Origin of the sequence: Deminuibacter soli, from assembly GCF_003412455.1 — a bacterium.
In the GTDB taxonomy this organism is placed as follows: Bacteria; Bacteroidota; Bacteroidia; order Chitinophagales; family Chitinophagaceae; genus Deminuibacter; species Deminuibacter soli.
Genome location: NZ_QTJU01000011.1, coordinates 54,539 through 78,750, shown reverse-complemented (window position 1 = coordinate 78,750; position 24,212 = coordinate 54,539). Strand labels below are relative to the sequence as shown.

Annotated in this window: 22 protein-coding genes; 9 read left to right on the top strand and 13 right to left on the bottom strand. The window is 48.4% G+C overall.

Going from position 1 to position 24,212, the window contains the following annotated elements; genetic code table 11:
- Window positions 1-9 precede the first annotated feature (9 nt).
- The 5 genes from abc-f to DXN05_RS21350 form a co-directional block, all read right to left on the bottom strand.
- Window positions 10-1,608: a ribosomal protection-like ABC-F family protein gene (gene abc-f, locus DXN05_RS21370; protein ID WP_116849335.1), complete on the bottom strand. Its 1,599-nt coding sequence runs from the start codon at window positions 1,606-1,608 to the stop codon at window positions 10-12.
- 168 nt (window positions 1,609-1,776) lie between these two features.
- Window positions 1,777-2,304, bottom strand: a complete 528-nt coding sequence (locus DXN05_RS21365; protein WP_147314025.1) for a DinB family protein — start codon at window positions 2,302-2,304, stop codon at window positions 1,777-1,779.
- Between the two features lie 83 nt (window positions 2,305-2,387).
- Entirely contained in the window at window positions 2,388-3,053 is a 666-nt protein-coding gene (locus tag DXN05_RS21360; RefSeq protein WP_116849333.1) for a DUF1579 domain-containing protein, read from the bottom strand.
- A 149-nt stretch (window positions 3,054-3,202) separates the two neighbouring features.
- Window positions 3,203-3,757, bottom strand: coding sequence for a sugar O-acetyltransferase (locus DXN05_RS21355; RefSeq protein WP_116849332.1), 555 nt, complete (start codon window positions 3,755-3,757; stop codon window positions 3,203-3,205).
- Window positions 3,758-3,895: 138 nt separating this feature from the next.
- Complete coding sequence (locus tag DXN05_RS21350) at window positions 3,896-4,384, bottom strand: SRPBCC family protein (protein WP_116849331.1); 489 nt, start codon at window positions 4,382-4,384, stop codon at window positions 3,896-3,898.
- Window positions 4,385-4,598: 214 nt separating this feature from the next.
- On the opposite strand from DXN05_RS21350, the gene DXN05_RS21345 reads away from it, so the two are divergent.
- The 3 genes from DXN05_RS21345 (at window position 4,599) to DXN05_RS21335 (ending at window position 9,807) form a co-directional block, all read left to right on the top strand.
- Window positions 4,599-5,864: a helix-turn-helix domain-containing protein gene (locus tag DXN05_RS21345; RefSeq protein ID WP_116849330.1), complete on the top strand. Its 1,266-nt coding sequence runs from the start codon at window positions 4,599-4,601 to the stop codon at window positions 5,862-5,864.
- Window positions 5,865-6,007: 143 nt separating this feature from the next.
- Window positions 6,008-8,878, top strand: a complete 2,871-nt coding sequence (locus DXN05_RS21340) for a TonB-dependent receptor (RefSeq protein ID WP_116849329.1) — start codon at window positions 6,008-6,010, stop codon at window positions 8,876-8,878.
- Between the two features lie 119 nt (window positions 8,879-8,997).
- On the top strand, window positions 8,998-9,807 hold the full coding sequence (locus DXN05_RS21335; protein ID WP_116849328.1) for a tyrosine-protein phosphatase: 810 nt from the start codon (window positions 8,998-9,000) through the stop codon (window positions 9,805-9,807).
- 90 nt (window positions 9,808-9,897) lie between these two features.
- On the opposite strand, the gene DXN05_RS21330 is transcribed toward DXN05_RS21335, so the two are convergent.
- Together DXN05_RS21330 and DXN05_RS21325 are read right to left on the bottom strand one after the other, a co-directional pair.
- Window positions 9,898-10,506 carry a hypothetical protein gene (locus DXN05_RS21330; RefSeq protein WP_116849327.1) on the bottom strand — a complete coding sequence of 203 codons (609 nt, stop codon included), beginning with the start codon at window positions 10,504-10,506 and terminating at the stop codon, window positions 9,898-9,900.
- Window positions 10,503-11,438, bottom strand: a complete 936-nt coding sequence (locus DXN05_RS21325; protein WP_116849326.1) for a hypothetical protein — start codon at window positions 11,436-11,438, stop codon at window positions 10,503-10,505. The genes DXN05_RS21330 and DXN05_RS21325 overlap by 4 nt, the downstream gene beginning before the upstream one ends.
- Before the next feature lie 77 nt (window positions 11,439-11,515).
- Here DXN05_RS21325 and DXN05_RS25095 point away from each other — a divergent pair, with 77 nt between their 5' ends.
- Both DXN05_RS25095 and DXN05_RS21315 read left to right on the top strand, forming a co-directional pair.
- Complete coding sequence (locus DXN05_RS25095; protein ID WP_245975269.1) at window positions 11,516-11,773, top strand: hypothetical protein; 258 nt, start codon at window positions 11,516-11,518, stop codon at window positions 11,771-11,773.
- A 224-nt stretch (window positions 11,774-11,997) separates the two neighbouring features.
- The gene (locus tag DXN05_RS21315) at window positions 11,998-12,474 is read left to right on the top strand and encodes a hypothetical protein (RefSeq protein WP_116849325.1); all 477 of its coding nucleotides are present in this window, start codon (window positions 11,998-12,000) and stop codon (window positions 12,472-12,474) included.
- Window positions 12,475-12,534: 60 nt separating this feature from the next.
- Here the strand turns inward: DXN05_RS21315 and DXN05_RS21310 are convergent, their stop codons facing one another.
- Together DXN05_RS21310 and dusB are read right to left on the bottom strand one after the other, a co-directional pair.
- Window positions 12,535-13,179 carry a DsbA family protein gene (locus DXN05_RS21310; protein WP_116849324.1) on the bottom strand — a complete coding sequence of 215 codons (645 nt, stop codon included), beginning with the start codon at window positions 13,177-13,179 and terminating at the stop codon, window positions 12,535-12,537.
- Window positions 13,180-13,229: 50 nt separating this feature from the next.
- A complete protein-coding gene (dusB, locus tag DXN05_RS21305) occupies window positions 13,230-14,267 on the bottom strand; it encodes a tRNA dihydrouridine synthase DusB (RefSeq protein ID WP_116849406.1) in 1,038 nt (345 codons plus the stop codon).
- 80 nt (window positions 14,268-14,347) lie between these two features.
- Between dusB and DXN05_RS21300 the strand changes: the two genes are divergently transcribed.
- The 3 genes from DXN05_RS21300 to DXN05_RS21290 all read left to right on the top strand — a co-directional run bounded on the left by DXN05_RS21300 (window position 14,348) and on the right by DXN05_RS21290 (window position 18,801).
- Window positions 14,348-14,704, top strand: coding sequence for a cupin domain-containing protein (locus DXN05_RS21300; protein ID WP_116849323.1), 357 nt, complete (start codon window positions 14,348-14,350; stop codon window positions 14,702-14,704).
- A 307-nt stretch (window positions 14,705-15,011) separates the two neighbouring features.
- Complete coding sequence (locus DXN05_RS21295; protein WP_116849322.1) at window positions 15,012-16,145, top strand: acyltransferase family protein; 1,134 nt, start codon at window positions 15,012-15,014, stop codon at window positions 16,143-16,145.
- A gap of 91 nt (window positions 16,146-16,236) precedes the next feature.
- The gene (locus tag DXN05_RS21290) at window positions 16,237-18,801 is read left to right on the top strand and encodes a family 20 glycosylhydrolase (RefSeq protein WP_116849321.1); all 2,565 of its coding nucleotides are present in this window, start codon (window positions 16,237-16,239) and stop codon (window positions 18,799-18,801) included.
- 1 nt (window position 18,802) lies between these two features.
- Here the strand turns inward: DXN05_RS21290 and DXN05_RS21285 are convergent, their stop codons facing one another.
- Window positions 18,803-20,404: a PQQ-dependent sugar dehydrogenase gene (locus DXN05_RS21285; RefSeq protein WP_116849320.1), complete on the bottom strand. Its 1,602-nt coding sequence runs from the start codon at window positions 20,402-20,404 to the stop codon at window positions 18,803-18,805.
- Window positions 20,405-20,435: 31 nt separating this feature from the next.
- On the opposite strand from DXN05_RS21285, the gene DXN05_RS21280 reads away from it, so the two are divergent.
- Window positions 20,436-21,077 carry a hypothetical protein gene (locus tag DXN05_RS21280; RefSeq protein WP_116849319.1) on the top strand — a complete coding sequence of 214 codons (642 nt, stop codon included), beginning with the start codon at window positions 20,436-20,438 and terminating at the stop codon, window positions 21,075-21,077.
- Between the two features lie 50 nt (window positions 21,078-21,127).
- Here the strand turns inward: DXN05_RS21280 and DXN05_RS21275 are convergent, their stop codons facing one another.
- The 3 genes from DXN05_RS21275 to DXN05_RS21265 form a co-directional block, all read right to left on the bottom strand.
- On the bottom strand, window positions 21,128-21,655 hold the full coding sequence (locus DXN05_RS21275) for a hypothetical protein (RefSeq protein WP_116849405.1): 528 nt from the start codon (window positions 21,653-21,655) through the stop codon (window positions 21,128-21,130).
- A gap of 294 nt (window positions 21,656-21,949) precedes the next feature.
- Entirely contained in the window at window positions 21,950-22,591 is a 642-nt protein-coding gene (locus tag DXN05_RS21270; protein WP_116849318.1) for a phosphatase PAP2 family protein, read from the bottom strand.
- Window positions 22,578-24,149, bottom strand: a complete 1,572-nt coding sequence (locus DXN05_RS21265) for an ArnT family glycosyltransferase (protein ID WP_116849317.1) — start codon at window positions 24,147-24,149, stop codon at window positions 22,578-22,580. The genes DXN05_RS21270 and DXN05_RS21265 overlap by 14 nt, the downstream gene beginning before the upstream one ends.
- Window positions 24,150-24,212 lie beyond the last annotated feature (63 nt).

Genomic DNA, 24,212 nt, shown 5'->3' with positions numbered 1-24,212 from the left:
CTGAAAGGCTTATGTGGCAGCTTCCAGCTCCAATGATTGCGTTACATTAATCTGCTGCAGAAAATACGCATCGTGCGATACTACCAATAGTGTTCCTTCGTATTCGTTGATGGCCCCTGTTAAAATCTCCATGTTCTGAATATCGAGGTTATTGGTGGGTTCGTCGAGTATAATGATGTCCGGGGCATTAGTATCGATGGTTAGGCAGCAGAGCATCAGCCGCATTTTTTCTCCGCCGCTAAGTGCTGCACAGCATTTATTCCAGTGTTCCCGGGTAAATAAAAAACGGCTGAGGCGGTTTTTTATTTCATGTTCCTGCAGGGCACCTGTGTTGTATTGCTGTGCCTGTTCATATACACTGCGTGTGTTATCAACCAGGGAATATTCCTGGTCAACATAAATGGCTTTTACTGCTGCCCTTTCCAGGGTGCCTGATGTGGGTTGTAATGTGCCGAGCAATAGTTGAATGAGCGTTGTTTTGCCGGAGCCATTCTGTCCTTTAATAGCCAGCCTGTTGCCGCTTACCAGCTGAAAGTCAAGCGGGGTGCTCCACAGCGGTTGGCCGTTGTAACTGAAATTGATATTGGTTGCAGTGGCCAGTATCTTGCCTTTGTGCAGGGACGTGTTGTTGAAGCCTATGCGCATTTTACCGGCATCGGGCAAGGTTTGCCGCAGGTGGGTGAGTTCCTGTGCAATGGCGTCAATTTTATCTGCGTGCACTTCCTTCATACGGGCCGTGCTTTTCTCTGCATTGTTTTTAAACGTCTTCATCGAAATGGTGGGCAGGCCTGCCTTCTCCTGCCTGCGTTTGCCGCGGGCATCCAGTTTCTGCTGCCGCTCCATTGATTCACGTTCTATCTCTTTAGCCTTACGCAATGCTTTTTCTTTGCTGCGCACGTCTTCGTTCAGTGCATCCTGTTCCAGTGTTTTCTGCTCACGGTAAAAATCGTAATTGCCGCCATATACGGTAATGCCGCGTTTGCTTAGTTCGCACACGGTGTTCATCAGGTTTAGCAATGTACGGTCGTGGCTTACCACTACCAGTGTTTGATTGGTGTGTTGTATATAGCTGTACAGTTTATTCCTGCCTGCGGCATCGAGGTGGTTGCTGGGCTCGTCGAGCAATACGATAGCCGGTTGATGTATCATCATGCCTGCGAGAAATACTTTTGTTTTCTGTCCGCCGCTGAGTGTGTCAATCGGTGCGGCTAAACTAAGTCCGTGCAGCTGCCAGTAAGCCAGCGCTTCATTGCAGCGCTCTTCAATACCCCAGTCGTCGTTCAGCAACGTATAGTTTTGTTCGCTTGTATCGCCGCTGAGTATTGCCTGCAGGGCCTGCAGCTGCTGATCAATATGCAGGGCCTGTGCAATAGTGAGGCCATTGAACTGGCCAAACAGCTGCGGCAGGTAATACGGTACAGCTGATGCATTTACCGTTCCGGAGGCAGGCTGCAGTTCGCCTGCCATTATTTTTAACAGTGTAGACTTGCCGGCGCCGTTGTTGCCGGTTAGCGCAATTTTATCGTGTTTATTAACAGTAAGCTGGATGTCGCTGAATAACAGATCCCTGTTAGGGTGTGTATAGGTTACACCTTGCAGTATAAGCATAATTTCTTTCTTTAAAACGGGTAAGAATGTGCAGTGTACCCTGATAGGGCACTGCCGTTTTATGTGTTGAAAGAAATTATTTTTTCATCTAAGGGATGTTCGTGAGAAAATCTTGTGCTTTGCTGCTGCAAATATAGCAAAAAATGCACATGCTTCAAAAACAGGGTGTTAAAATGCAGGTTTGGTATAAGGGAACAGCTGTGCATCTATACGTTGCTTTTGCCTGAAATGGTGCCGCATATGTATTTCTGCAAAGTGCAGCCATTCTGCTGCGTTAAAATATCCCAATCCGGGGTGGCGGCTTTTACCGGTTGATGCTTCAACAGGATAGCGGGCACATAAATCGTTTACCTGTTGCTGAACAGCGTGCAGCTGCTGTAACAGGGCTTCTTTGCTGGCAGGCTGCGGTACGCTTGATACGGTGGCAGGGCCTTGGATAAGGGTATCGGGAAAGGCATTGTTGCGGAGCATTGTGCTGGCATGCGGATGCATTACCTCATTGCTGTTGGCAGTGCTTTGCAAACAGGCAGCCATTTCATTGATAAAATAAGCAGTATCAGCTGCAATGTGTACATATACCTGCCCCAGCGACCATGCTGCTGCTGCGGGCTTTGTGCAAAGCATTTCGAGTGTGTAGCTATCAAGGCTATCAATCCACTGGCTGATGGTTTGGTTAAACTGTTGTAACAGGTGCATGTAGTATTGTTTGGCAGCAGTAAAGTTAAAAAGCCCAGGCAAAGTTTAAACCATATGCCGGGGCTTTTATATAAGCGGTGATTTTATTTGGCGCGGGTGAATTTCATTTCCATCGATTTAAACTGCTGGCCTGTTTTAGGATCTGGTCCCCACATCTCCATTACCTGGTTGTTATCATCAACCAGGGTGAGCACTTCTTTTAAATCGCATTCGATATTGTTGGCCGGATTTAACATGGTGCCGGTATAGGTAATGGTTTTGGCAGTTGAATCCCAGGTACCTTCCATTTTAGTAAGGCCGGTACCCATATTGTCTATCCATGTATTAATGAATTTCTTTTTGGCATTGTCGTATGCAGTAACAGACACGCCTTCAAAAGGCATACCCATGAAGTTGCCACTGAAGTTAGACATCTGGTAGCGGCCACCCAGCATCATTTTGTTGACCATTTTGGCCTTGGCGGTGCTGGGCGGCGCGCCTATGGCAGCCCAGGTAGTGGTTTGCACGTTCCAGTTGCCATCGGCCCTGGCCAGTGCCTTGTGTATATCGCCAGGTGTGGCATAGGTCATCCAGGCTTTCATTTCGGTGGCAGAATCTACTGCAATCCATTTCTTTTCACTATTGGTTTTGGCGGGTGCTGCAGCAGTGGTATCGGCTGTTTGTGCAGCAGTTGTGGTAGCTGTGCCGGCATTGTTGCAGGCAGTAAAAGCAGCTGCCGTTACCAGCAGCGCGAGTAATGATTGTTTCATACAGCAAGTTTTTAACAAAGTACAAAAAACTGTACCCGGTTGCAAGCTTTTTCGATTAATGGAATAGCCTGCTGTACTATACCTGCAGGTTTTTACGCAGCCGGCAAAACAACTGCTGCCGGTACCGGATAAATGTTGCAGCTCCCTCGCTATTGAATGGTTTTAATTACCCGGCAGGGATTGCCTGCTGCAAATACATTAGCCGGTATATCACGTGTTACTACGCTGCCCGCACCGATGGTGGTGTTGCTGCCGATGGTTACATTCGGACAAATAATTGCACCGCCGCCAATCCATACATTATCGCCGATAGTGATGGGGCCTGCCAGTTCAGGGCCTTTAATGCGTTCTGCTGCAACAAGCGGATGAAAGGCTGCATAGATTTGTACCGCCGGACCCATTTGCACGTTGTTGCCAATAGTTACCAGTGCGCAATCGAGCACCACACAATTGAAATTCATAAAAAGGTTATCACCGGCTTTTATATGTACACCGTAATCGCAATAAAACGGCGGCTGAATATCTGCATTGCTTGCGGTTCCCAGCAGTTGGTACAGTACTGCTGCACGCGCTTCTTTGGGTGCTGCGATTAACTGGTTGTATTCATGCAGCAGCTGTCTTGCCTTCACGCGCATGGTTGTTAATTCGGTATCCCAGGCTTCGTAGCTTTCGCCTGCCAGCATTTTCTGTAATTCGGTTCTCATGAGATGGCTGTTTGTTGATAAAACAGCTGTGAGGAGTGATTGTTTGGCAATAATGAGTGATTGAAGCGAGCCTGATGACCGGAGCGGATTTTTTAACCGCAGAGAACACGAAGTAATACACGGCGGGTACAAAGGATATTAGCGGAGGTTTTTTTGTTGCAGCAGGGCTTTTCCTTTGGCAGATTCTGCATATTCTTTTATGATCCTGTTTCGTTCGGTTAGTAGTTTGGTCATGTAGCGGGTGAGTATAAGCCGTTCAAACAAGCGGCCTGCAAAGCCAAAGGGCGACTGAAAGATGAATACGTCTTTCATCTGCACCATGCCATCTTTCCATTCAAAATAATGATCGTGCACAATGCTTTTAAATGCACCTTTTAACTGCTCATCCCTGAAATGACCGGGTCGGTTGTATGCGGTAATTTTTGACGATAACCGTTGCCTGATGCCAAAGTGTACGGCCTGCCAGGTTACAAATTCGCCTGCCCCGATTAATCCACTGGTAACGCCATCAACCGCTGTTTCATTGGTTGCGGCAGTGGAAACCTTGTGCAGGTCTATGCTGCGCGATAAATCGAAACAGGTTTCCAGGTCGCTGTGTATGTAGGTAATGAGTTCTATTGCCGGCATGTTGTCACGGGGTTGAAATTGTGCAAGGCAAAGTTACGGAGAACAGGGTGTTAACCTGCAGCTTCCACAAATGAATAGTGCTGGCATCAAACTGCTTTTATATAAGTAATGGAATATATTTTATTTATTGCTGATGCATGATGGTGCGCTGTGCGGGTTTATTAACCATAAGGTAATATTGCAACAGTAGCTTTACCGGGTTATCCTGTGTACTATGAATTATATAATCCTACTGGGCGTTTTTCAATCACTGATCGCGTTACTGTTGTTACCTGCAAGCCAGCAAAAGCGGCCTGCCAATGAATTGCTGCGCTGGCTGCTGGCGTGCATTTGTGTGCATCTTACGCTTAAGTTCCTGATATTTACTACCGGTCATTATACAGAAATGCGCAGGGGCTTTAATACGTTTATCGGTTTGGCCTATGGCCCGCTGCTGTGGATGTTTGCACAAAAGCTGCGTGACGACAGGTATCGTCCTGCCAAACACTGGTACTGCTTTTTACCGGCCATTGCCAGTTCGGTGGTATACCTGTTTATTGCCACATACACGGTGATTAACCACGGCGAGCCGCTGGTGGTGATGCACTGGTACAACACCTTCACCCTGTATGCAAGTATTGCCAGCATTATTTACCCCATCATGTCATTGCCCATAGCGCGGTCACTTGCATCGTTCTGGAACATAGAGCGCCGTTTGCTCACACAGCTCTCGGCAGGATTACTGTTGCTGTGCTGTTTGGCCATATTCGGTTTGCTGTTACCGATGATGCCGGGGATTGATATGGACAAAGCAGGTATTACCATTCGCGTGATTGCCTACGCCGGTTTGTTGCTTGGGTGCGTGCTGATTATACAGTACGAGGTAAGTCTGTACCGCATACTCGGCAAAACCATTGACGCAGCAGAACCTGTTGCGTCTGTGACTGAACCCCTTATTGTAGCGAATGAAACCTTAACTACTGCAGTGCCTATTGTACCGGCAGTAGCAGAAGTAATACCATCTGCAGAAGAAATATGCGAAGAAGTCAATCTAACCCCAACGCGCAAGCTATTACTGGCTGAAGATCAGCAGCAGGCATTGATGAACCGCCTTACCGGTATTATGGAACAGCAGAAACCCTATACCGATGCCGCCCTCTCGCTCGAAAAACTGGCTGCCTTGCTGAAGATACCCCGCAACCAGGCATCTGAACTGATTAACCATTGCACCGGCAAATCCTTTTATCAATACATCAATGAGTACAGGATTAAAGAAGTGATCCTGTTGCTGGACAAATGCAGCCGGCAGCAAATTGTGCCGAATATACTTTCCCTGGCATTTGATGCGGGATTTCATTCCAAATCGTCCTTCAACCTGTACTTTAAAAAAGTAACAGGGCATACGCCTTCTGCCTGGTTAAAGAAAGACAAACCGGCCTTGCATGCGGCAGAAGCGTTTACCGTGATTACACAAAAAACAGGTGCGGCGCAGTATTGTTAACCTTGGCTTAATATGATGCAAATTGTTGACAATGAATAGCCGTGAGTATTTTTAGATACCTGTTTGGGCAATAAAGTGCGGTGGTATCCAGAAAGTCGACTGCGTTTTTTTTGAAGTGCAGCTTTGCGAAAATTTTAGTTTGTATGTTTCACTGCTTATTCAACAAGCGCTATCGCAACATGCTGCTGGCCTGCCTGCTGGCGCCCGTGCTTTCTGTAAAGGCACAGGTTATTAAAGGCATTATTACGGGGAAAGATGGTCAGCTTCCCGGTGCAACCATTACGGTTAAAAATACCGGCCGCACTGCTGCTTCCGATCTCGCGGGCAGCTTTACACTCAACGCACAGGCAACGGGCAAAATAACCATACTGGTTAATTATGTGGGGTACGATACCCGCCAGCTGGAACTGGATGTGCAGAAAGGCACCAACGATGCAGGCACTATTGAACTGCAGCCTGCACAGGGCCGCCTGGCCAATGTAATGATCAAAGGCACCATGGCGCCCTCACAGGCGAAGGCATACAGCATTAAAAAGAACTCCGTAGCCATCATGGAAGTGATTGCCGCAGATGCTATCGGTAAACTGCCGGATCGCAATGCCGCTGAAGCTGTACAACGTGTGCAGGGTGTGGCGGTATCACGCTATCATGGCGAGGCCGACCAGGCTACGGTACGTGGTACACCATTCGCGTGGACTTCCACTCTGTTCAACGGCACACACCTGCCGGCAGGCAACCCCCAGGGTACAAGGGCTTCCCTGCTTGATGTGGTGCCTTCTGAAATGATACAGTACGTACAGGTAACCAAAGCCATTACACCCGATATGGAAGGCGATGCCATTGGTGGCGCCATCAACTTTATCACCCGCACCGCGCCAACAAAACGGATGCTGAATGTGAGTGCAGCAGGCGGGTACAACAATTTCTCTAAAGACGGCACTTATAACGCATCGATTGTATACGGTGACCGTTTCTTTCACAATAAACTGGGTATTATCATCGCAGGTGCTTTGTGGGACAGGAAGTGGGGCACCGATTCTTACGAGGTGGCTTACAATACCGGTCTCAGCAATCCTGTGCAGCAGAAATCGATCAGCACGCTGGACTTGAAACGCTATATGGGTACGCGCCAAACGTACGGCAGCAATATTGGGTTGGAGTACAGGTTCAATGCATCGAACAAGGTATTCGCGCGTGGCATGATCAATAAGTTTAACGACATACGCCCGGTATATGAATCATGGTACGATTTCAACAACAGCCGTTACCAGTATACCTACCGTTATTCTTATTATCAAACCAAACTCAATGGCGGTGAAGTGGGTGGTGAGCACCAGCTGGGCAGCCAGCTGAAACTGGATTGGGCAGTATCTGAACATACCTCTTCTTATTACCTGCGTACGCCGCCTACCAATGGCAATAAAGGTTTGCCGATTGCGTACTTCAGGCAGAAACTCACCAGCGGATTCGGTGGTTTGGCCAGCGACGGCAAGAAGTACCTGGCAATGGATTCACCTGACGGCAAGGGCGATGATGCCATGAGCATACAGGCGCATCCGAACAACCCGGCTGAACTGATGGACCCAACCAAGCTTACTTTGCAGCAGCTGGTTATTGCCGCCCTGGATAACAGCGACAAAGACAAGGTGGTGCAGGTAAACCTGAAGCATACAGTAAACAGCCGCTTTTCGTTGAAGTATGGCGCCAAGTATCGCAACAAACAAAGAGATGGCATTAACCAGGCATCGTATGTATACCTGCCGGGTGCAGCGCTGGGCATTCCCAACTCACCTGCGCTGCTACAGCTGAGCTCTTTACAACGCACCAGCTTTCCCAACAGGGGCAGCTTCTTCAGCGAGCTGGGGAATGCATACAACAGTGCTATTGTAGACCCGCTTACCAAGCAGCAGTTGTTTGATTTGTACGATACTGCCTTCCTGCGTAAGAATGGATTTGGCAACTACTCACCTGCCAGCAATGCTACGCTTATTTATCATGGTCATGAAAACGTAACTGCCGGGTATGTAATGGCCGATTATGATGTTACCGATAAACTGCATATAACAGGTGGCGTGCGCAATGAGTACACTGCATTTGAATTAAACAGTTCTACACTTACCACCAGCGGTGCAGGTACCAGGGTGTCGCCCATTTCGGTGAACAAACAGTACAATTCACTGCTGCCGATGTTGCATGCTAAATACAGCCTGAACGATCAGCTGAATATCCGTGCGGCTTTTACACGTACGTTTATACGTCCCAACTTTACTGATCTTAATCCCGGTGAATCAAGCGATTTAACAAAGAGCCCCATTACTATTACCAAGGGCAACCCTGATCTTAAACCCACATACTCGAACAACTACGATTTAATGGGTGAGTACTACTTCACTAATATCGGTTTGCTGAGCGGCGGTGTGTTTTATAAAGACCTGAGCAATGTAATCTTCACCGATCAGTCTGCCGCTGTGGATAACACCGGCGCCACTGTGCTTACTTCACAACCCAAAAACCTGCAAAAGGCATCCCTGCTGGGCTTTGAAGCTGGTATTAACAAGCGCTTCGATTTCCTGAAGGGCTTCTGGAGCGGGTTCGGTATCGAGTTTAACTACACGCACATTCATTCCAGCACGCATGTGCCGCGTGTGGTTGGTGGCAAAACGGTGATTGATGAAACCAGCTTACCCAACCAGAGCAAGCACCTGTTTAACGCCATCCTGTTTTATGAAAGAAAAGGCGTGATGGTTCGTTTGGCGGGTAACTACCGCGGTAAGTCTGTTGAAACATTAAGCCAGCAGCTTGGTCCGCAACTGTACACCTGGGCCGACAATTACTTCACCATTGATGCCTCTGCCTCTGTAGCTGTAGGCAAACGCATCAAGTTATTTGCAGAATTAAACAACCTTAACAATGCCCCGCTGAAGTACTACCTGGGCGATCCGCACAGGCCTACACAGGTAGAGTGGTACAGCCAGCGCGGGCAGGCAGGTATTCGCTGGGATATCATCAAATAGTGAGTTGAAGGTTTAATGTTTGAAGTTTAACGTTTAACGTTTAACGTTGGAACAGCGCGAAGTATTTCGGGAAGAAAAAGCCCATCGGCATTTTACTTATTTAAAATAAAACTAGTAATATGAAAAAGTTATTATTCAGTATGGTGTGCTGTATGCCCTTGTTTGCCATGGCACAGCTGGCCGACAGTGCAACAAGATTAGTGCATGTAAAAGGCGCAGTTAATTTCCGCGATATTGGCGGATACAAAACAGCCGACGGCAAAACAGTTAAATGGAACAAACTGTACCGTTCTGCAGATATCGGTCATTTAACAGACAGTGATGTGGATACACTTACCAACCGTCACATTAAACAGGTAGTTGATTTTCGTGGTGTGAAAGAATCGCAGCAATCACCTGATCGTTTGCCCAAAGGAACGGCTTATATGCTGATGCCTGCCGGCAGTGACAGCCTGCCTGATGCGAAACAAATGATGGCGCTGATTAAAGCCGGTAGCTTTTTGCCTGAGTTTTATGGCAACCCCCAATACCTGGGCGCACGCTACAAAGGCTTTTTCAGCATGCTGCTGACTATGCCCAATGATGAGGCGTTGCTGTATCATTGCACCGGTGGCCGCGACAGAACAGGTATGGCTACAGCCCTGCTGCTGTATGTACTGGGTGTGCCGATGAAGACCATTGAAGCAGATTTTACCGCATCCAATGCTTACCTGGAATCCATGAACCAGAGCATGTACCAGGGAATGGTGCAGGCTACCGGTACAGACCTGGAAACAATCAAGAAGAGTTTTGAACTGCGTCCCGAATTGCTGCATGCAATGTTTGCCGGTATTGAAAAGAAATACGGCAGCGTAAGCAACTTTATGCAGACAGAACTGAATGTTGGCCCTAAACAAATAGCTGAGCTGAAGGCGATGTATCTGAATTAACACAGCAGGCAAAATCTATTGTACGCCGGGATGAAGTGAATGGCTGCAGCCCCCATTGCAGCTGTGCACACATCCCGGTTTTTTATACGCCTACCGGAAGCGGTCGCTCACCTTGTAAAACACGGCCGGCGCCAGCTGGCGAAGCCCGCTTTTCTGGATAATTGGCTGTGTAAGACTGTCGCGTGAAAACCCGGGCTGCATGTATACCAGCACATAATACCTGCTATTGGAGAAAGGCGCATGAAAGTCGGTTGGCTTGATGGATACAAAAGTATAGTTACCCCGCATATACGCGGTATCATGAAAAGGGATGTAGTAACTGTCTGTGCTGATCCAGTGGGAGTGGATGCGCTTCATCGTACTCAGCAGCCCGGCCACACGGGCAACAGGGTAGTGGTATTCGTGCAGTGTATTTACAATAGCAGCGGTATCAGCAATGTTGAATTCCTTGATAATACGGAGTTCGCCGGTAAACAATTCAAACGACAGGTGTGTGAGTTTGGGATCGGTAAAGCCGATAGACAATGGTTTACCTGCTGTTATTTCACGGTAGCTGCTGATGATGGAATCAAGTGTGCCCTTGTTGTGTTTGTAATAGCGGGTAGAATACGTTCTGGGCGATGTACAGGCAGCCAGCAAAAGCAGGCTGCACAGCAGGGTGTGCATTGCAATGGGCGCTATGTTTAACGTTCTCCTCATTTCTTTTCAAGTAGGGTAATGCCGTAAACAATGTTTCTGAATTTGAGCAGGGGCATGGTTTGTTCGGTTTCCCCGCCATAGTCCCAGTAGCGTATGGTGATATCGTTGCCATCGCCATCTGTATGCTCCAGTCGCTTCACTACAATAAAGTGTGTGGGCATGTGCAGCTGGGCAAACTTCAGGTTGCTTCTTTTATAGGCGCGTTCATGATCAAAGAACAACACCACTTCACCTTTCTTCTGCAGCTCCTGCACGGTTTCAACGATGTATTTATTGGAAGGGTGAATCAGGTCGCTGCCCATGGCTGTTACCTTATACGATAAAAAGTTGCGTGCCATGCCGTTGAACTTGGCAAAGTTGGTGGCTGCATATAGCGTGTTTTCGTTGCCGGGGTCGTACTTGAGGTCAACCAGGTTCAGGTAGCCTTTAAAGTTATCAATCATGGTCAGAAACCAGAGCTGATCGGCCGGGGCTATGTCCATACGTCCTTTCAGTTGCAAGGTGCCTGCGTATTTTTCTATGGGCATGCTGGCAACAAGCCGTAACCGGCCATAACGCGCATGCCCCTGTTTATACAACTGCACTATCAGGCGTGTGTATCCCAGGGGGTCGTTGCAAAGCATAACATAAGAAAGCGCAGCATAGCTGCAGAAATTGGTAGCAATGCCCTGGTACAACAGTTCGGGGTTGCCCACATTGCGGCGCACATTTTTAATAAACAGTACGGGATTAACATTGGGCCATACCTCGCTTTTGGGGAGGGTGCCCACACTATCCAGGTAAGCCAGGGCCTGTGCGGTGGTAGAGGTGGGCGTGTGCGCGTGCGGAACATCGTTGGTGGTATGTGTTTTACTGTAATAACACCCGGTGCTGCATAACAATAATGTGATGTACAGCAGATGTTTCAACAGTAAAAGCGTTCTATGCTCCATTCAACAGATTGATTTTTTGCCGGCAGCGTATATAAAGATAGCGAAACAGTGGTATCGGAAACTATTTAACACGTTCAGTGCCAGGTTTGTTGGGTATAATTCCGGGTGATAAATGCGTTCTTTACAATAACCTGTACGATCAGTATATACACCAGCAGCTGCCGGTTGATACCATTACGCCCAATACCGAATTTACCATTCACAACCTGGCCAATGCAGGTATTGAAATGGTAGAAGTGCCGGTAACCGATTTTACAGAAGAGCAGTTTGACCGCGTGTTTCCATCAATACCAAGGGTTCCTATTTTACCCTGCAGCAGGCAGCCAAACACGTAAGTGATAACGGACGTATTATATACATAGCCTCTGGTACTACTTCATTCCCGGTGCCGTCGTTTATATCAGGCCAGCATTTGCTGGTAAATGGAGCGGCGACTAATTAATTTGAAAATTTGTCCAAGGGACTCCTTCGGAGAAAGTGTGCAAATTTGATGGAAGAATTGATGGCTGAATGGTTTGATGTTGAACAATTGCACTAGTTTTAAGCCAAATTACTAAGTATGAAAAATCTGTTCAGGTACTTGCTGGGTGCGGCGGTTTGCATCAGCGCATCTTGCGGTAACAAGAGCAATAACACCACGGCTACAACAAGCGATTCGGCCATTGTTCCGCAGGCGCCTGCTGCGGCGGTATCGGGTAAGCATTGTTTTCTGCGTGTATCGGGTGGCGAAAACCGCGATACGGCCAGTGTACAGGTGAGCATCAGCAACAATGAAGTTTCCGGCACCTATTCCGAAGCCATTTATGGAAAAGACAGCCGCAAAGGCACACTGAAAGGCACGTTAAAAGACAGCGTGATCACTGCCAGCTGGTACTTTATGCAGGAAGGTATGAACGATACCCTGCCTGCTGTTTTTAAACTGGGCAACGGTTTGCTCACGCAAAAGACCTATAGTTATGATGCCAAAACAGGAAGGCAGTTTGTAGCAGATACCAACCGCTTTACGGTAGGTTATATTGAAGTGCCCTGTAAATAAAATCAGGTTGCGTGTGCTTTGCGTTTCTGTTGTCGGAAATGCAAAGCACACGAACCATAATTACTGCAATTCGTTCAGCACGGCCTGCAGGCGTTGCGCTAATGTTTCAAATGGTGTATAACCTCTTGCCAGCAGGTGCAGTTTGTTTTCTTCTACCTGTATAAATACACAGGGAAAGCCGGTCACCTGCAATTGTTTTACCAGTGCAAATTCCCCGGCAGCCAGTTTCTTGTATGTGGCACTTTCCAGTTTGGTATAAAAGTTATCTGCATTAATATCATATTTTTCCAGCAGGTGGCGGTAAGCTTCATTATCGGTTAAATCCCTTCCTTCATAGTTTAAGGCATATTGCAGATCAGCAGCAAAGGCAACCTGCTGCTCAGGATAAAACTCTTTGAAAATGCACAGCGCCACTGCCGATTTTTCTGAATTGGGATACCAGTCGCTTTGATCAGGATTGAAAATATGCCACAGGAAATCTTCCCCGAATTGCACACCTGTTGTTTCTTCCACCGTTTTATAGGCAGATTGTATATAACCCGCCGTGGCACTGATGTGTACCGGTTGCTCGGGTAATATCATACCGCCGGATAATACTTCTACCGTAAGCTCGGGATGCGCAGCTACCAGCTGTTTCATTACACTGCTGAAGCCATAACACCAGCCGCAATACGCATCGTAACAATAATAAAGAACAGGTTTCATCTTAAATAAATGGTTAGATGGTTGTATGGTTTAATGGCTGTTTGCCATGTTTATAACGCACAGTTTTCATGGTAATTGATGAGTTCAATAGGGGCTGCGGGTATTTCGTAATCATGATACCTTTCAAGAATACTGTTCAGCGCTGCTTCCGCCGCTTCACCTGTGCGCAGTTGCACCAGTTCACTGCGCAGTTCTTTGGGGTTGGGCAAACCTTTCAGGTATTTCATGTAATGACCGCGCATTTCATAAATGCCGTTTACCGGCCCCTTCCAGGCCAGTAGTCCGCGCAGGTGTTCCCTGCACACATCCACTCTTTCTGCAACCGTAGGTGGCGGCAGCAATTCGCCTGTTTGAATATGGTGTTTCACCTCGCGGAAAATCCAGGGGTAGCCAATGGCTGCGCGGCCAATCATAATACCATCCACACCGTACCGGTTTTTGTACTCCAGTGCTTTTTGCGGGGTATTGATATCGCCGTTGCCGAATATGGGTATATGTATGCGCGGGTTGTTTTTTACTTTGGCAATCAGGCTCCAGTCGGCCTCGCCCTTGTACAGCTGGCTGCGGGTGCGGCCATGAATGGTGAGGGCCTTGATACCGGCATCCTGCAGGCGCTCGGCCACTTCTTCAATATTCTTGGTCTGCTCATCCCATCCCAGCCTGGTTTTTACCGTTACCGGCAGGCGGGTGGCTTTCACGCAGGCTTCGGTTAAGCGGATCATCAGTTGCACATCCTTCAATACACCCGCACCTGCGCCGCGTGAAACGATGCCTTTTACCGGGCAGCCGAAATTGATATCGAGCAGGTCGGGACTGGTGGCATCGATAATTTTGGCGGCCAGGCTCATGCTTTCCTCATCCCCACCAAACAATTGTATGCCTACGGGCCGTTCCGATTCCAGTATATCGAGCTTTTGCCTGGCCGAAATGGCCTTGTGTATCAGCGCCTGGCTCGAAATAAACTCGGTAAACAGCAAATCGGCGCCGTTTTCCCTGCACACAGTGCGAAAAGGCGGGTCTGTCACGTCTTCCATGGGCGCCAGTAACAAGGGGAAATCGGGTAATTGAATCTGGTCTATCTGCATCACATCAATAAAATCGCAAAAATACACTAAATACGATAGATGGTGCGGCGGGCACATGGGGCTGCATTTGTATCTTTGGTTCTATGATCAAAGCGTATAAACTGTATACCGGTGAAGATGGTCATTCGCACGTGATTTCCGGTTATGTTGAGCAGCTTCATTTGTCAGAAGCCATTGGCATCCGTTTCCAGGAAACCGAAGCGCATTCGCACTACGACTGGCATACGGCGCCTGATTTGCAGTACGTGATCACCCTCACCGGCACGCTGGAGTTTACGTGCAAAAATGAATGCTTCACCATTCACCCCGGCGATGTATTGATTGCGCTGGACACCACCGGCTCCGGCCACAAATGGCAGCTGATAGACAATGCCCCCTGGAAGCGCGCCTATGTGCTGTTTGAGAATCCCGCGAAAATCAACTTCATACCGGGGGAATAACCGGAAAGCCATCGAGAATCCAGCGTCGACACATCGAGACTATCTAAGCGAGCCCCGATCGTAGCGAGCAGATCAGGGAAGAAGATATTGCCGCAGGCTTAGGCCCAACAAGCTAACAGCTAGTAGCTTGCAGCTTATTGGCTGTGCGGACACAGCCTGCGGCAGGCTTTCAACCATAAAGCCATAAAACCATCTATCCATCCTGAAAAAGATTTACCTTAAATCATCGTTACGCCGCGGGCATTGCTTGCACTGAATAGAGGCAGTTCGGCGCGGCCGGATAGAACTGACTAAACAAACTACTGCAATGGCACAACCAAACAACCGGTTTCTGGCACTGGATGTATTTCGCGGCATGACTGTTTGCTTTATGATTATCGTAAACACACCGGGCAGCGAACTGTATACTTTTGCCCCCTTAAAACATGCGGCCTGGCATGGTTTTACTCCTACCGATCTCGTTTTCCCTTCCTTTCTCTTTGCCGTGGGCAATGCCATGAGCTTTGCCATGAAAAAATACACTGGGGCAGGACGTGCAACTGCGCTGAAGAAAATACTCAAACGCAGTGTACTGATCTTCCTGCTGGGTTACCTGATGTACTGGTTCCCGTTTGTACACCAGTTGCCTGATGGCAGCTGGGCAGGCAACCCCATTGGCAACACGCGTATTATGGGTGTGCTGCAACGCATAGCCCTGGCTTACCTGTTTGCTTCACTGCTGATATTGTATTGCAAACGCAAAACGGTGATGATTGTATCGGCCGTGCTGTTGCTGGGTTATTGGGTGGTATTGCTGCTGTTCCCGGTGACAGGCGCCGACCCGCTGAGCATGACGGGCAATGCAGGCATGCGGCTGGATGAATGGATACTGGGTGATGCACATTTGTATCATGGGGAGGGTATCCCGTTTGATCCCGAGGGGTTGCTGAGTACACTCCCTGCTATTGTAAACGTGGTGCTGGGTTATTTTACCGGTTTGTTTATTCAACAGAAGGGCAAAACCTACGAGGGACTTACCAAACTGCTGCTCTGCGGCTGCCTGCTTATTTTTACGGCCCTGGTATGGAACATGGTGTTTCCCATCAATAAAAAATTATGGACCAGTTCATTTGTGCTGAACACCGTGGGTATTGACCTGGTGCTGATTGCTGCGCTGATATACCTCATAGAGTTTTTAAACGTGCGACGTGGCACGGGTTTCTTTACCGTGTTCGGTAAAAACCCGCTGTTTATTTACCTGCTCAGCGAACTGCTGGCCATTGTACTGTTTACCATTCACATGGAGCCCAAACTGCATTTATACGGCTGGCTCAACAAGTATATTTTCCAGGCTGCAATACCTGGCCCGGTTGGCTCATTGCTGTTTGCCGTATTGTATATGCTATTGTGCTGGTGCGTGGGAAAAATACTGGATATGAAAAAAATTTATGTACGCGTATAACTGCGGTTGCAGTGAGGCAGCTGTTGCAGCAATGATTGCAGTGGCTGCCCGCGTACCCTTTTTACTTACTACTCTGATAAAAAACGATTGAATGAAGAACCTTTTGCTGCTTGCTTTTATTGCGGTTTCCTTAACTGGTATTGCCCAGAAGAACAATTTTAATCCCCGGCAGCTGGCTGTTAGCTGGCAGGTGCTGGAAAACGGCTACCAGGGTGAGGCGCAAAGCGCTACTGCTTTCACTTTTGTAAACAAGAACAAAACACCCCTGCCTGCCACTGGCTGGAAGATCTATTTCAACTTTGGCCGCTCTGTGCTGAAAGCGATAGATGGCAATGTCACTGTGCAGCACGAAAACGGCGACCTGTATTCCATTGCACCGGCTGCCGGTTTTGCACCGCTCGCACCGGGCGATAGTGTGCGCATCGGCTTTACTTCTGAAGCATGGGTGGTGAATTTTACCGATGCACCCAATGGCCTGTTCCTGGTGTGGGACGGCGCTTCAACAGGTACCAGCCTGCCTGCGGTGAACATTATCCCATCTACACAGCCCAAACAATACTTACGTTTTAAAGGAGATAAAATTGGACTGGTAACTGCGCAGGATTTATTTGAGCAGAACAAAAACATTACTGATGTACCTGCACAGCAACTCACCAAAATACTGCCCACACCGGTGGCGTATGCAGAAACAGGCGAAGCATTCGCACTGCCTGCATCTGTAAACATTGCGTACACGGCAGGCTTTGAAAACGAAGCGGCTTACCTGCGCACACAGCTGAATGCCATTGCACCCAATGCAAAACCGGTACATGCCGAATTACTGAAAGACGCTGCTGATAAGGCTGTGATTCATTTGGAACAGGGAACCGAACCGGAAGGTGCTTATTCCCTGGAGGTAACGGGTAATGGTGTAACCATTAAAGCCGGCAGTGCTACGGGTATATTTTACGGCATACAATCCCTGCTGCAACTGGTACCGGTAAATGTATGGGCAGGTACCAGCAAAGCGATACAGCTGCCTGGTGTTAAAGTATACGATGCGCCGCGTTTCGGCTACCGTGCCTTTATGCTGGATGTGGGCCGCAACTTTAAACCAAAGTCAACAGTGAAGAAAGTGCTCGACCTGATGGCGCTGTATAAACTCAATACCTTTCATTTTCACATTACCGATGATGAAGGCTGGCGTATTGAAATTGCCGGGTTGCCTGAGTTAACGGCCATCGGCAGCCAGCGCGGTTACACTGCTACCAATACCGATCACCTGCAGCCGGCATACGGCTCTGGTCCGGATGTGAATAATACACAAGGCTCCGGTTATTATACCAAAGCAGATTTTATTGAACTGCTGCAATATGCCAACCAGCGTCATATACAGGTGATACCTGAAATAGAAGCGCCGGGCCATGCCCGTGCCGCCTCACGCGCCATGTTTGCACGGTACCAGCATTTTATGGCTGCAGGCGATACGGCAGCTGCTAAGGAATACCTGCTGCATGATGTGCAGGATGCATCAAAATACAGTTCTGTTCAAAACTGGAATGATAATGTAATTGATCCTGCCATGCCTTCTGTGTATCATTTTATGGAGAAGGTGGTTGATGAGCTGCGCAATATGTATGCGGCAGCAGGTGCGCCGTTAACCACCATACACATGGGTGGCGATGAAGTGCCCGCAGGTGTTTGGGAAAAATCTCCTGCTTTTGCTGCATTGAAGAACAGTAACAGCAATGTGAAAACCACAGAGGATGTATGGTACTATTTCTATGGCAAACTCAATAACATTTTACAACAGCGCAGGTTGTTCTTGTCCGGCTGGGAAGAAACGGCACTGCGCAAGACCAAACTCGACGGCAAGCCATTCCGTGTACCCAATCCTGATTTTATCGCCACACCTTTCCAGGTAGATGTATGGAACAATGTGCTGGGCGATGGCGATGAAGACCTGGCCTACAAACTGGCCAATGCAGGTTATAAGGTAGTGCTGAGCTGCGTTACCAATAACTACCTGGATATGGCGTATTACAAAGACTTTGATGAGCCGGGTTATTACTGGGGCGCCTTTATCGATATAGACAAACCGTATGGTTTTATCCCGTTCGATTACTTCAAAAACGCTGTTGTTGACAAAAACGGGAATGCGGTAGACCAGTCGCTGTTTGTCGGCAAACAGCGTTTAACCGATTATGGCAAGAGCAATATTGTTGGCGTAAAGGGATTGCTGTGGGCAGAAACCCTGGTAGACGAAAAGCGCCTGGAATACATGCTGCTGCCCAAACTGCTGGGTATTGCAGAGCGCGCATGGGCCAAAGACCCTGAATGGGCAACCGCTGATAAAGCTGCTATGCCACAGCTATACCGGCAAGCCTGGAACCAGTTTGTAAACCGCATAGGCAAGTTTGAACTGCCCAGGCTGGATTATTATGGTGGCGGCTATCAATACCGTATACCTGTGCCAGGTGCCGCTGTAATAAATGGTGCAGTAACAGCTAATATACAGTTGCCCGGTTTGGTGATCCGCTATACCACCAATGGCAAAACACCTGATACCAAAAGCGCACTGTATACAGGGCCTGTAACTACCAAGGGAACCATTACATTTAAAGCATTTGATACGCGTGGCAGAAGTGGCAGGGCTGCGGTAATTGTAAACCCGTAAATCAGGGTTTGCGCCTGGGCAGCACATCCAGGCGTTGAATGGGGATACTGTCTGCCGGTGTCTTGTTGCTGCTGCGTGTGTTGCCGATGTAAGTAAGCTCAATCACAGAGCCGCGTTTGGCAGTCTCCATAGGTTGTACGGTAGTGGGGCCGCTGGATACAATGGTGCTGTCGAGCGCGAGGTATATTTTATAGCCATCGTCTGAAATGGCGAGGTCGCGGTAACGCAAACGTCCTTTAAAATAGTTGATCGTATCACTGATCACGTGTTCGCCTGTAGCATCCAGCTGCAGGCGAATGAGTTTTCCCCCTTTCAGTGTGGTAACCAGCAGCGAGTTTTTCCAGCCGGGAATGGCAGTGGAGGTGTATACCGATACACTGCTGGGCGCTTCAGACGGCCAGGTGGGTTTTTCGGGGTCGTTGTTGCGGATGCGTGTCATCACGTTGTTTAAAAACGCATTGGTATTCGGGTATAGTGTTTTAATGGGATCGCGGTAGCTGTCGCCCATGGCTTTGGCATTGGCTGCTTCGCTGTTGATAAGCGGGTAGCTGGTATGCCAGGGGCCGGGCAAACTTGCTTCTGCGGTAACACCTGCCGCAAGGTGGTCGTAGTTGCCATCGTTGTAACCAATTACCAGCGGGTGGCCATAATTCTTTCCTGCATCAACCATATTAATCTCATCATCTGAAAAAGGGCCGTGTTCTGCTGCATACAGGCGGTAGTTGCCGCCAATGAAAGCGTACGCCAGTCCTTGTGCATTGCGGTGTCCGTAACTCCATACCGCACTCTGGTGGTCGGCTGTGCAGAAAGGATTGTCGTTCGGTATCCAGCTGTTGTAGCGGTTACTGTCAGCATCAGGATATACATTAAACCGCAATATCTTCCCTTCATACGAATCGATGTTCTGCGCATGGTTGGGGCGGCCTGCGTTGTCAAACTGCCCTGCACCCATATCGCCTACACTGTAAAAAAGATAGTATTCGTTGCTTACGGGAGCTATCAGCAGGCGACCTGCGTTGTGATCGCTGCTGCCGGGTATGCTGTCGCACAGCACCACTGGTGATTCCAGTTTTTGCCGGGTGCTATTGTAGGTGTACCGAACAATACGGGTGGTAAAATAACAGCCGCCGAAGTTTTCTGCGCAGCCATGTCCCTGTTCGTTAACACCTGCAAAGTGGTACAGGTAGGCGAGAAACACATAAGGCTGGCCTTTCAGTAACCGCGGGTGAAGGGCCATACCCATTAGTCCGCCCTGCGGCCAGGGTTTACCGCCGTCTGCTGAATCGGGTATTACATCGTAGCGGGGAAAATCGCGCTGGTTATTGAGATCGAGCAGCACAGTTTTAACGCCGGTAATGGGGTTAATACGCAATACACGGTATCCCTTGGCCTCGGTAACCCACAGGTACTGGTCGGGGCCGTACGTAACCTCCCAGGGATCGCTGAGCTTGTCGGCAATGAGGCGTATGTTGAACAGCTCACCCTGCGGACCTGTAATTGCCTGGGCACGCAGGGCAGTGCTGAACACAAAACTCAGTAAAAAGGGCAGTAAAAGCCGGTGCAGATATTCCATATCTTTGGAAATATGGTATTGCTTTGCCAAAACAATGCCTGAATTTTAAACCCGTTATTATATGATGCGTACACTGTTTTTAGTATTGTGTATCGGTTTGCAGTTATGCGTGCATGCGCAGGAACTCGATTTCCCTGATTTCAGAAGCAAGAAGGATATGTTCTCTAAAATGCAGGAGAAAGATATCCGTGCCGACCTGGCCACTTTTACCATGACCGGTATTGATGAGGGCGCAGGTAAAGAGCCCCTGCAATCTATCCCGGTTACTGACTACGGTAAGGATTTTATCACTTTCTCCGGCAACGATGTTACAGTTACGCTGCGTTCGGGTCCATTCCTGGCAGACAAACACAAACTTGCCTATTCTGAAGAACACCTCATTAAAATAGACAACAAGGGCTATTTCGGCAACTACGGCAGTGTGCCCAAAACAACGGTGAGTGCAGTTACGCTGACTATTGCCGGTGATACTATCGCCATACCCGCTGCAGCCTATACCGATTTCTGCAACCCGGTGTTTACCTACAACGATGCCGGCAATGGTAAGCTGAAGCCGTACGGTGGTGTGTATTTTTCAGGCGATGGCAAGAAGATATACATTTACCTGCTGAAGAAAGAAGAAGGCGGCAGTTATGAAATTACCTGGGTTATTTCCAATAAAACCTACCTGCGCAGGGTAGTGGATTATGGATTTCTGAAGTAACCAACAACTCATAAAAAAGCCCTCCGTTTTTAAGCGGGGGGCTTTTTTATTTAGTGGCGGCCATGGCCGTGGTCATGATCATGATCATGATCATCACGATCCCAATGGTTGTTGTGATCGTTGCGGTCGTTGCGTACAACCGTACGGTTATACATCGGGTGACCTTTTACCACATAATACCTTTGATCGCGGCTATCGCGGATAACGGGCTGTCTTCCGTTCCAGTTCCTGTATCGTGCGTATTGTGCTTTGTACCTGTTATCGTGCAGGTAAGGTTCACGTTCATTGATCACCACTTTATAACCCCTGTACAAATCGTAGTTGCGATAAGCAGGAGGCAGGGCTGAAGCCCTTACCCAGCGGTTGTTTTCGTAATAAATAAAACGTCTTTCAGGTACATAATAATATGCATCGATATCGGGCATGTAGTAATAGTCTACATGATCATAACCCGTAGGTCCCCAAACAGGCTGGTTGCCTATATTTACATTTACGTTTACGCTAACCTGTGCAGCAGCAGTATTATAATACACCATTCCGCTCATCATTAATCCGGCTATCAGTATCATCTTTTTCATACAAACAGATTTATGCCTGTATAGATTCAAAACAGATGCCAGCAGCATTACAAAATGTTGCTGTAATGTGAAAGCGTGAAAGGCAGGGGCTTTTAGCGGTGAATGCGGGCAGAAGAGCGGTGAATTGGTGAGTGGGATCACTGGTGAATAGTGAATCGGCAATAGTGAATGAACGGAGCGGAGATTTTACTGTAGCGAATATCGTTGCGGTGAGGACACCCGCAACTGCTTTATAGGTTGGTATCCGCTAAGATGGTCTCGACTGTCGACTGTCGATTCTCGATGGCGGCTTTCTCACTCACCACTCACTACTGTCGATTTCTTTGTAAAACGTTGCTGTATGATCATGGCCAGGGAGGCCGACAGGATACCTATCACCATACCTGCACCTGCATCGAGCGGGAAATGTTGTGCCAGGTAGATGCGCGAGTAGGCTACCAGTATGGCGTATAAGAAGCCCACTGCTACCCACCAGGTGCCGGGTATCAGCAAACACAGGAACAGGTAAATGGTGAATGCAGTTCCGGTATGTCCGCTGGGGAAACTGGAAATGGTATGTACCTCTACAAACGGAACCGTATGTATCAGGTTGGTTTCATGAATAGCCCTGATGGGGCGCGCTTCGCCGGGGCGTATCCAGTGTTTGCCTATCTGCGTAAATGCAGTGCTTAATAAAAATGCGGCAATGGCCATGGGTAAGAACTGCTTTTTCTTAAGCACAAACAGCAGCACCAGTAATACGGCAATCCATACCAGTCCGTCACCCATGTAAGTCCATGCAGCAAAGAAATAATCTGCCACTATACCGAGGTTGGTATTCAGCCATAGAAAACATTCATTCTTGCCAAGTATGGCCGAGGCACTCAGGGTAAACATGGCCAGCATGGCTGTTAACTGAATGCCTTTTTTGAAAGCGGCTATATTAAGGTGTTGCATGTTGCTGCAAGATAACGGTTGTGGGTGATTCAAAAATATCGTGCGCCTCTGCCTTTATTTCCAGGTGCAGGTGCAGCTGCAGTGAATCGAAGAATTCCTTCCTGCTGATCACGAGCGCCGAGGGGTTTGCTTCCAGCGCTTTGCGCAACGAATCGATGGTATGATAACGCGGAATAACGCCAGGCATATAAAAGTTATAACCGGGATTGTACAGCTGGTAACTCAGCACCGGCTGGTGTTGTACCAGCGCCAGCGTTTTGCTTACCGGGTTTTGCCTGTACAACACAGGATACACAATATGCAGTCCCAGCATGTTGAATGCAAAAAAGGCAACAGCAAGTGCTTTTACCAGCTGTGTCCAGGTGGCATTGCGTTGTTTTATAATGAGCCATACTATAAAGCCAACCGGCACCACCAGCAGCAGCAATGCCACACTGCTAACCGATGCAGCAGCCGGTTCGCTGCGGATAGCAAGGTATCCTGCCACAGGCACAATGGCTAAAAACACGGCGATGATGTATACGGGGTATTTGCGTGAACTGATTTCACCCGTGAGCAATGCTGCTATAAAATGCCCGATCATCACCGCTGCAAAGGGATAACAGGGCATAGGATAATTAGGCAGTTTGGTGCTGGATATGCTGAAGAATATCACGAACACGGCAAACACAATTCCGCCAAACTGCGGCAGGCTGCTGTTAAAAACTGTGTGCCCCTTCTTTACCAGTTCACCTGCAAAGCTCATAAAGGGCAGCAATCCCACGGTAACGAACAATAAAGGCAGCAGGAAAAAGCCGCCATGCCCTTCCTGCGGATCAGCGAAGCGGTTAAGGTTATGGTCAATAAAAAAGCCTTTGGTCCATGCACCATCTGTAGCCCGGAATACGGCAATGTACCAGGGCAGTGCAATACAACACAGCAGTATAAATGCCGGCACCAGGTGCCAGGTGCGCAGTGGTGCCCATCGCTTTTTGATGATTACCCAGCTGCCGATACATAAGCCCGGCAAAGCCAGTGCTACCGGCCCTTTCGCCAGTGTGGCCAGTGCAAAGGCAATAGCTGCAATGTATAGCTGTTTGCTATTGTTTTCCTCTATCCAGGTGTAGGCGCTGAACAATCCGAGTGTGATGAATAAAATGAGGTAGGGATCCGGAACGGATAACCTGAACTCGAATAAGTAATGCGGACTGGCCACCAGCACCAATGCTGCACACAATGCGGTGAATGCATTGCTGTGGCGTTTGGTGTAACCGTAAGTAACTAACATGGTGGCAATGCCTGCCAGTGCGGAAAAAAAACGTGCTGCAAACGCGGTGTAGCCGAAGATGCTGTAAGCGGCCATCATAAAAAAATAGTGCAGCGGTGGTTTGTCTGTGCGCAGTGCGCCGTTAAAAGTGGGTACCACCCAATCGCCCCGTTGCAGCATTTCGCGTGCACATTGGGCGTTTTTAGCCTCATCTAATATATAGATGGGTGTTGCGCCAAGGTTAACCAATAATAGAAAAGTCAAAATTCCTGTCAGTAATAACCATTGCTTCTTTGATCTGTCCTCCCCCATTTCCTGTCTGTTTAAGAAGCAAAGTTACAAAACTGTTAGTTTTTCCCGCCCATGCCGGTGTTC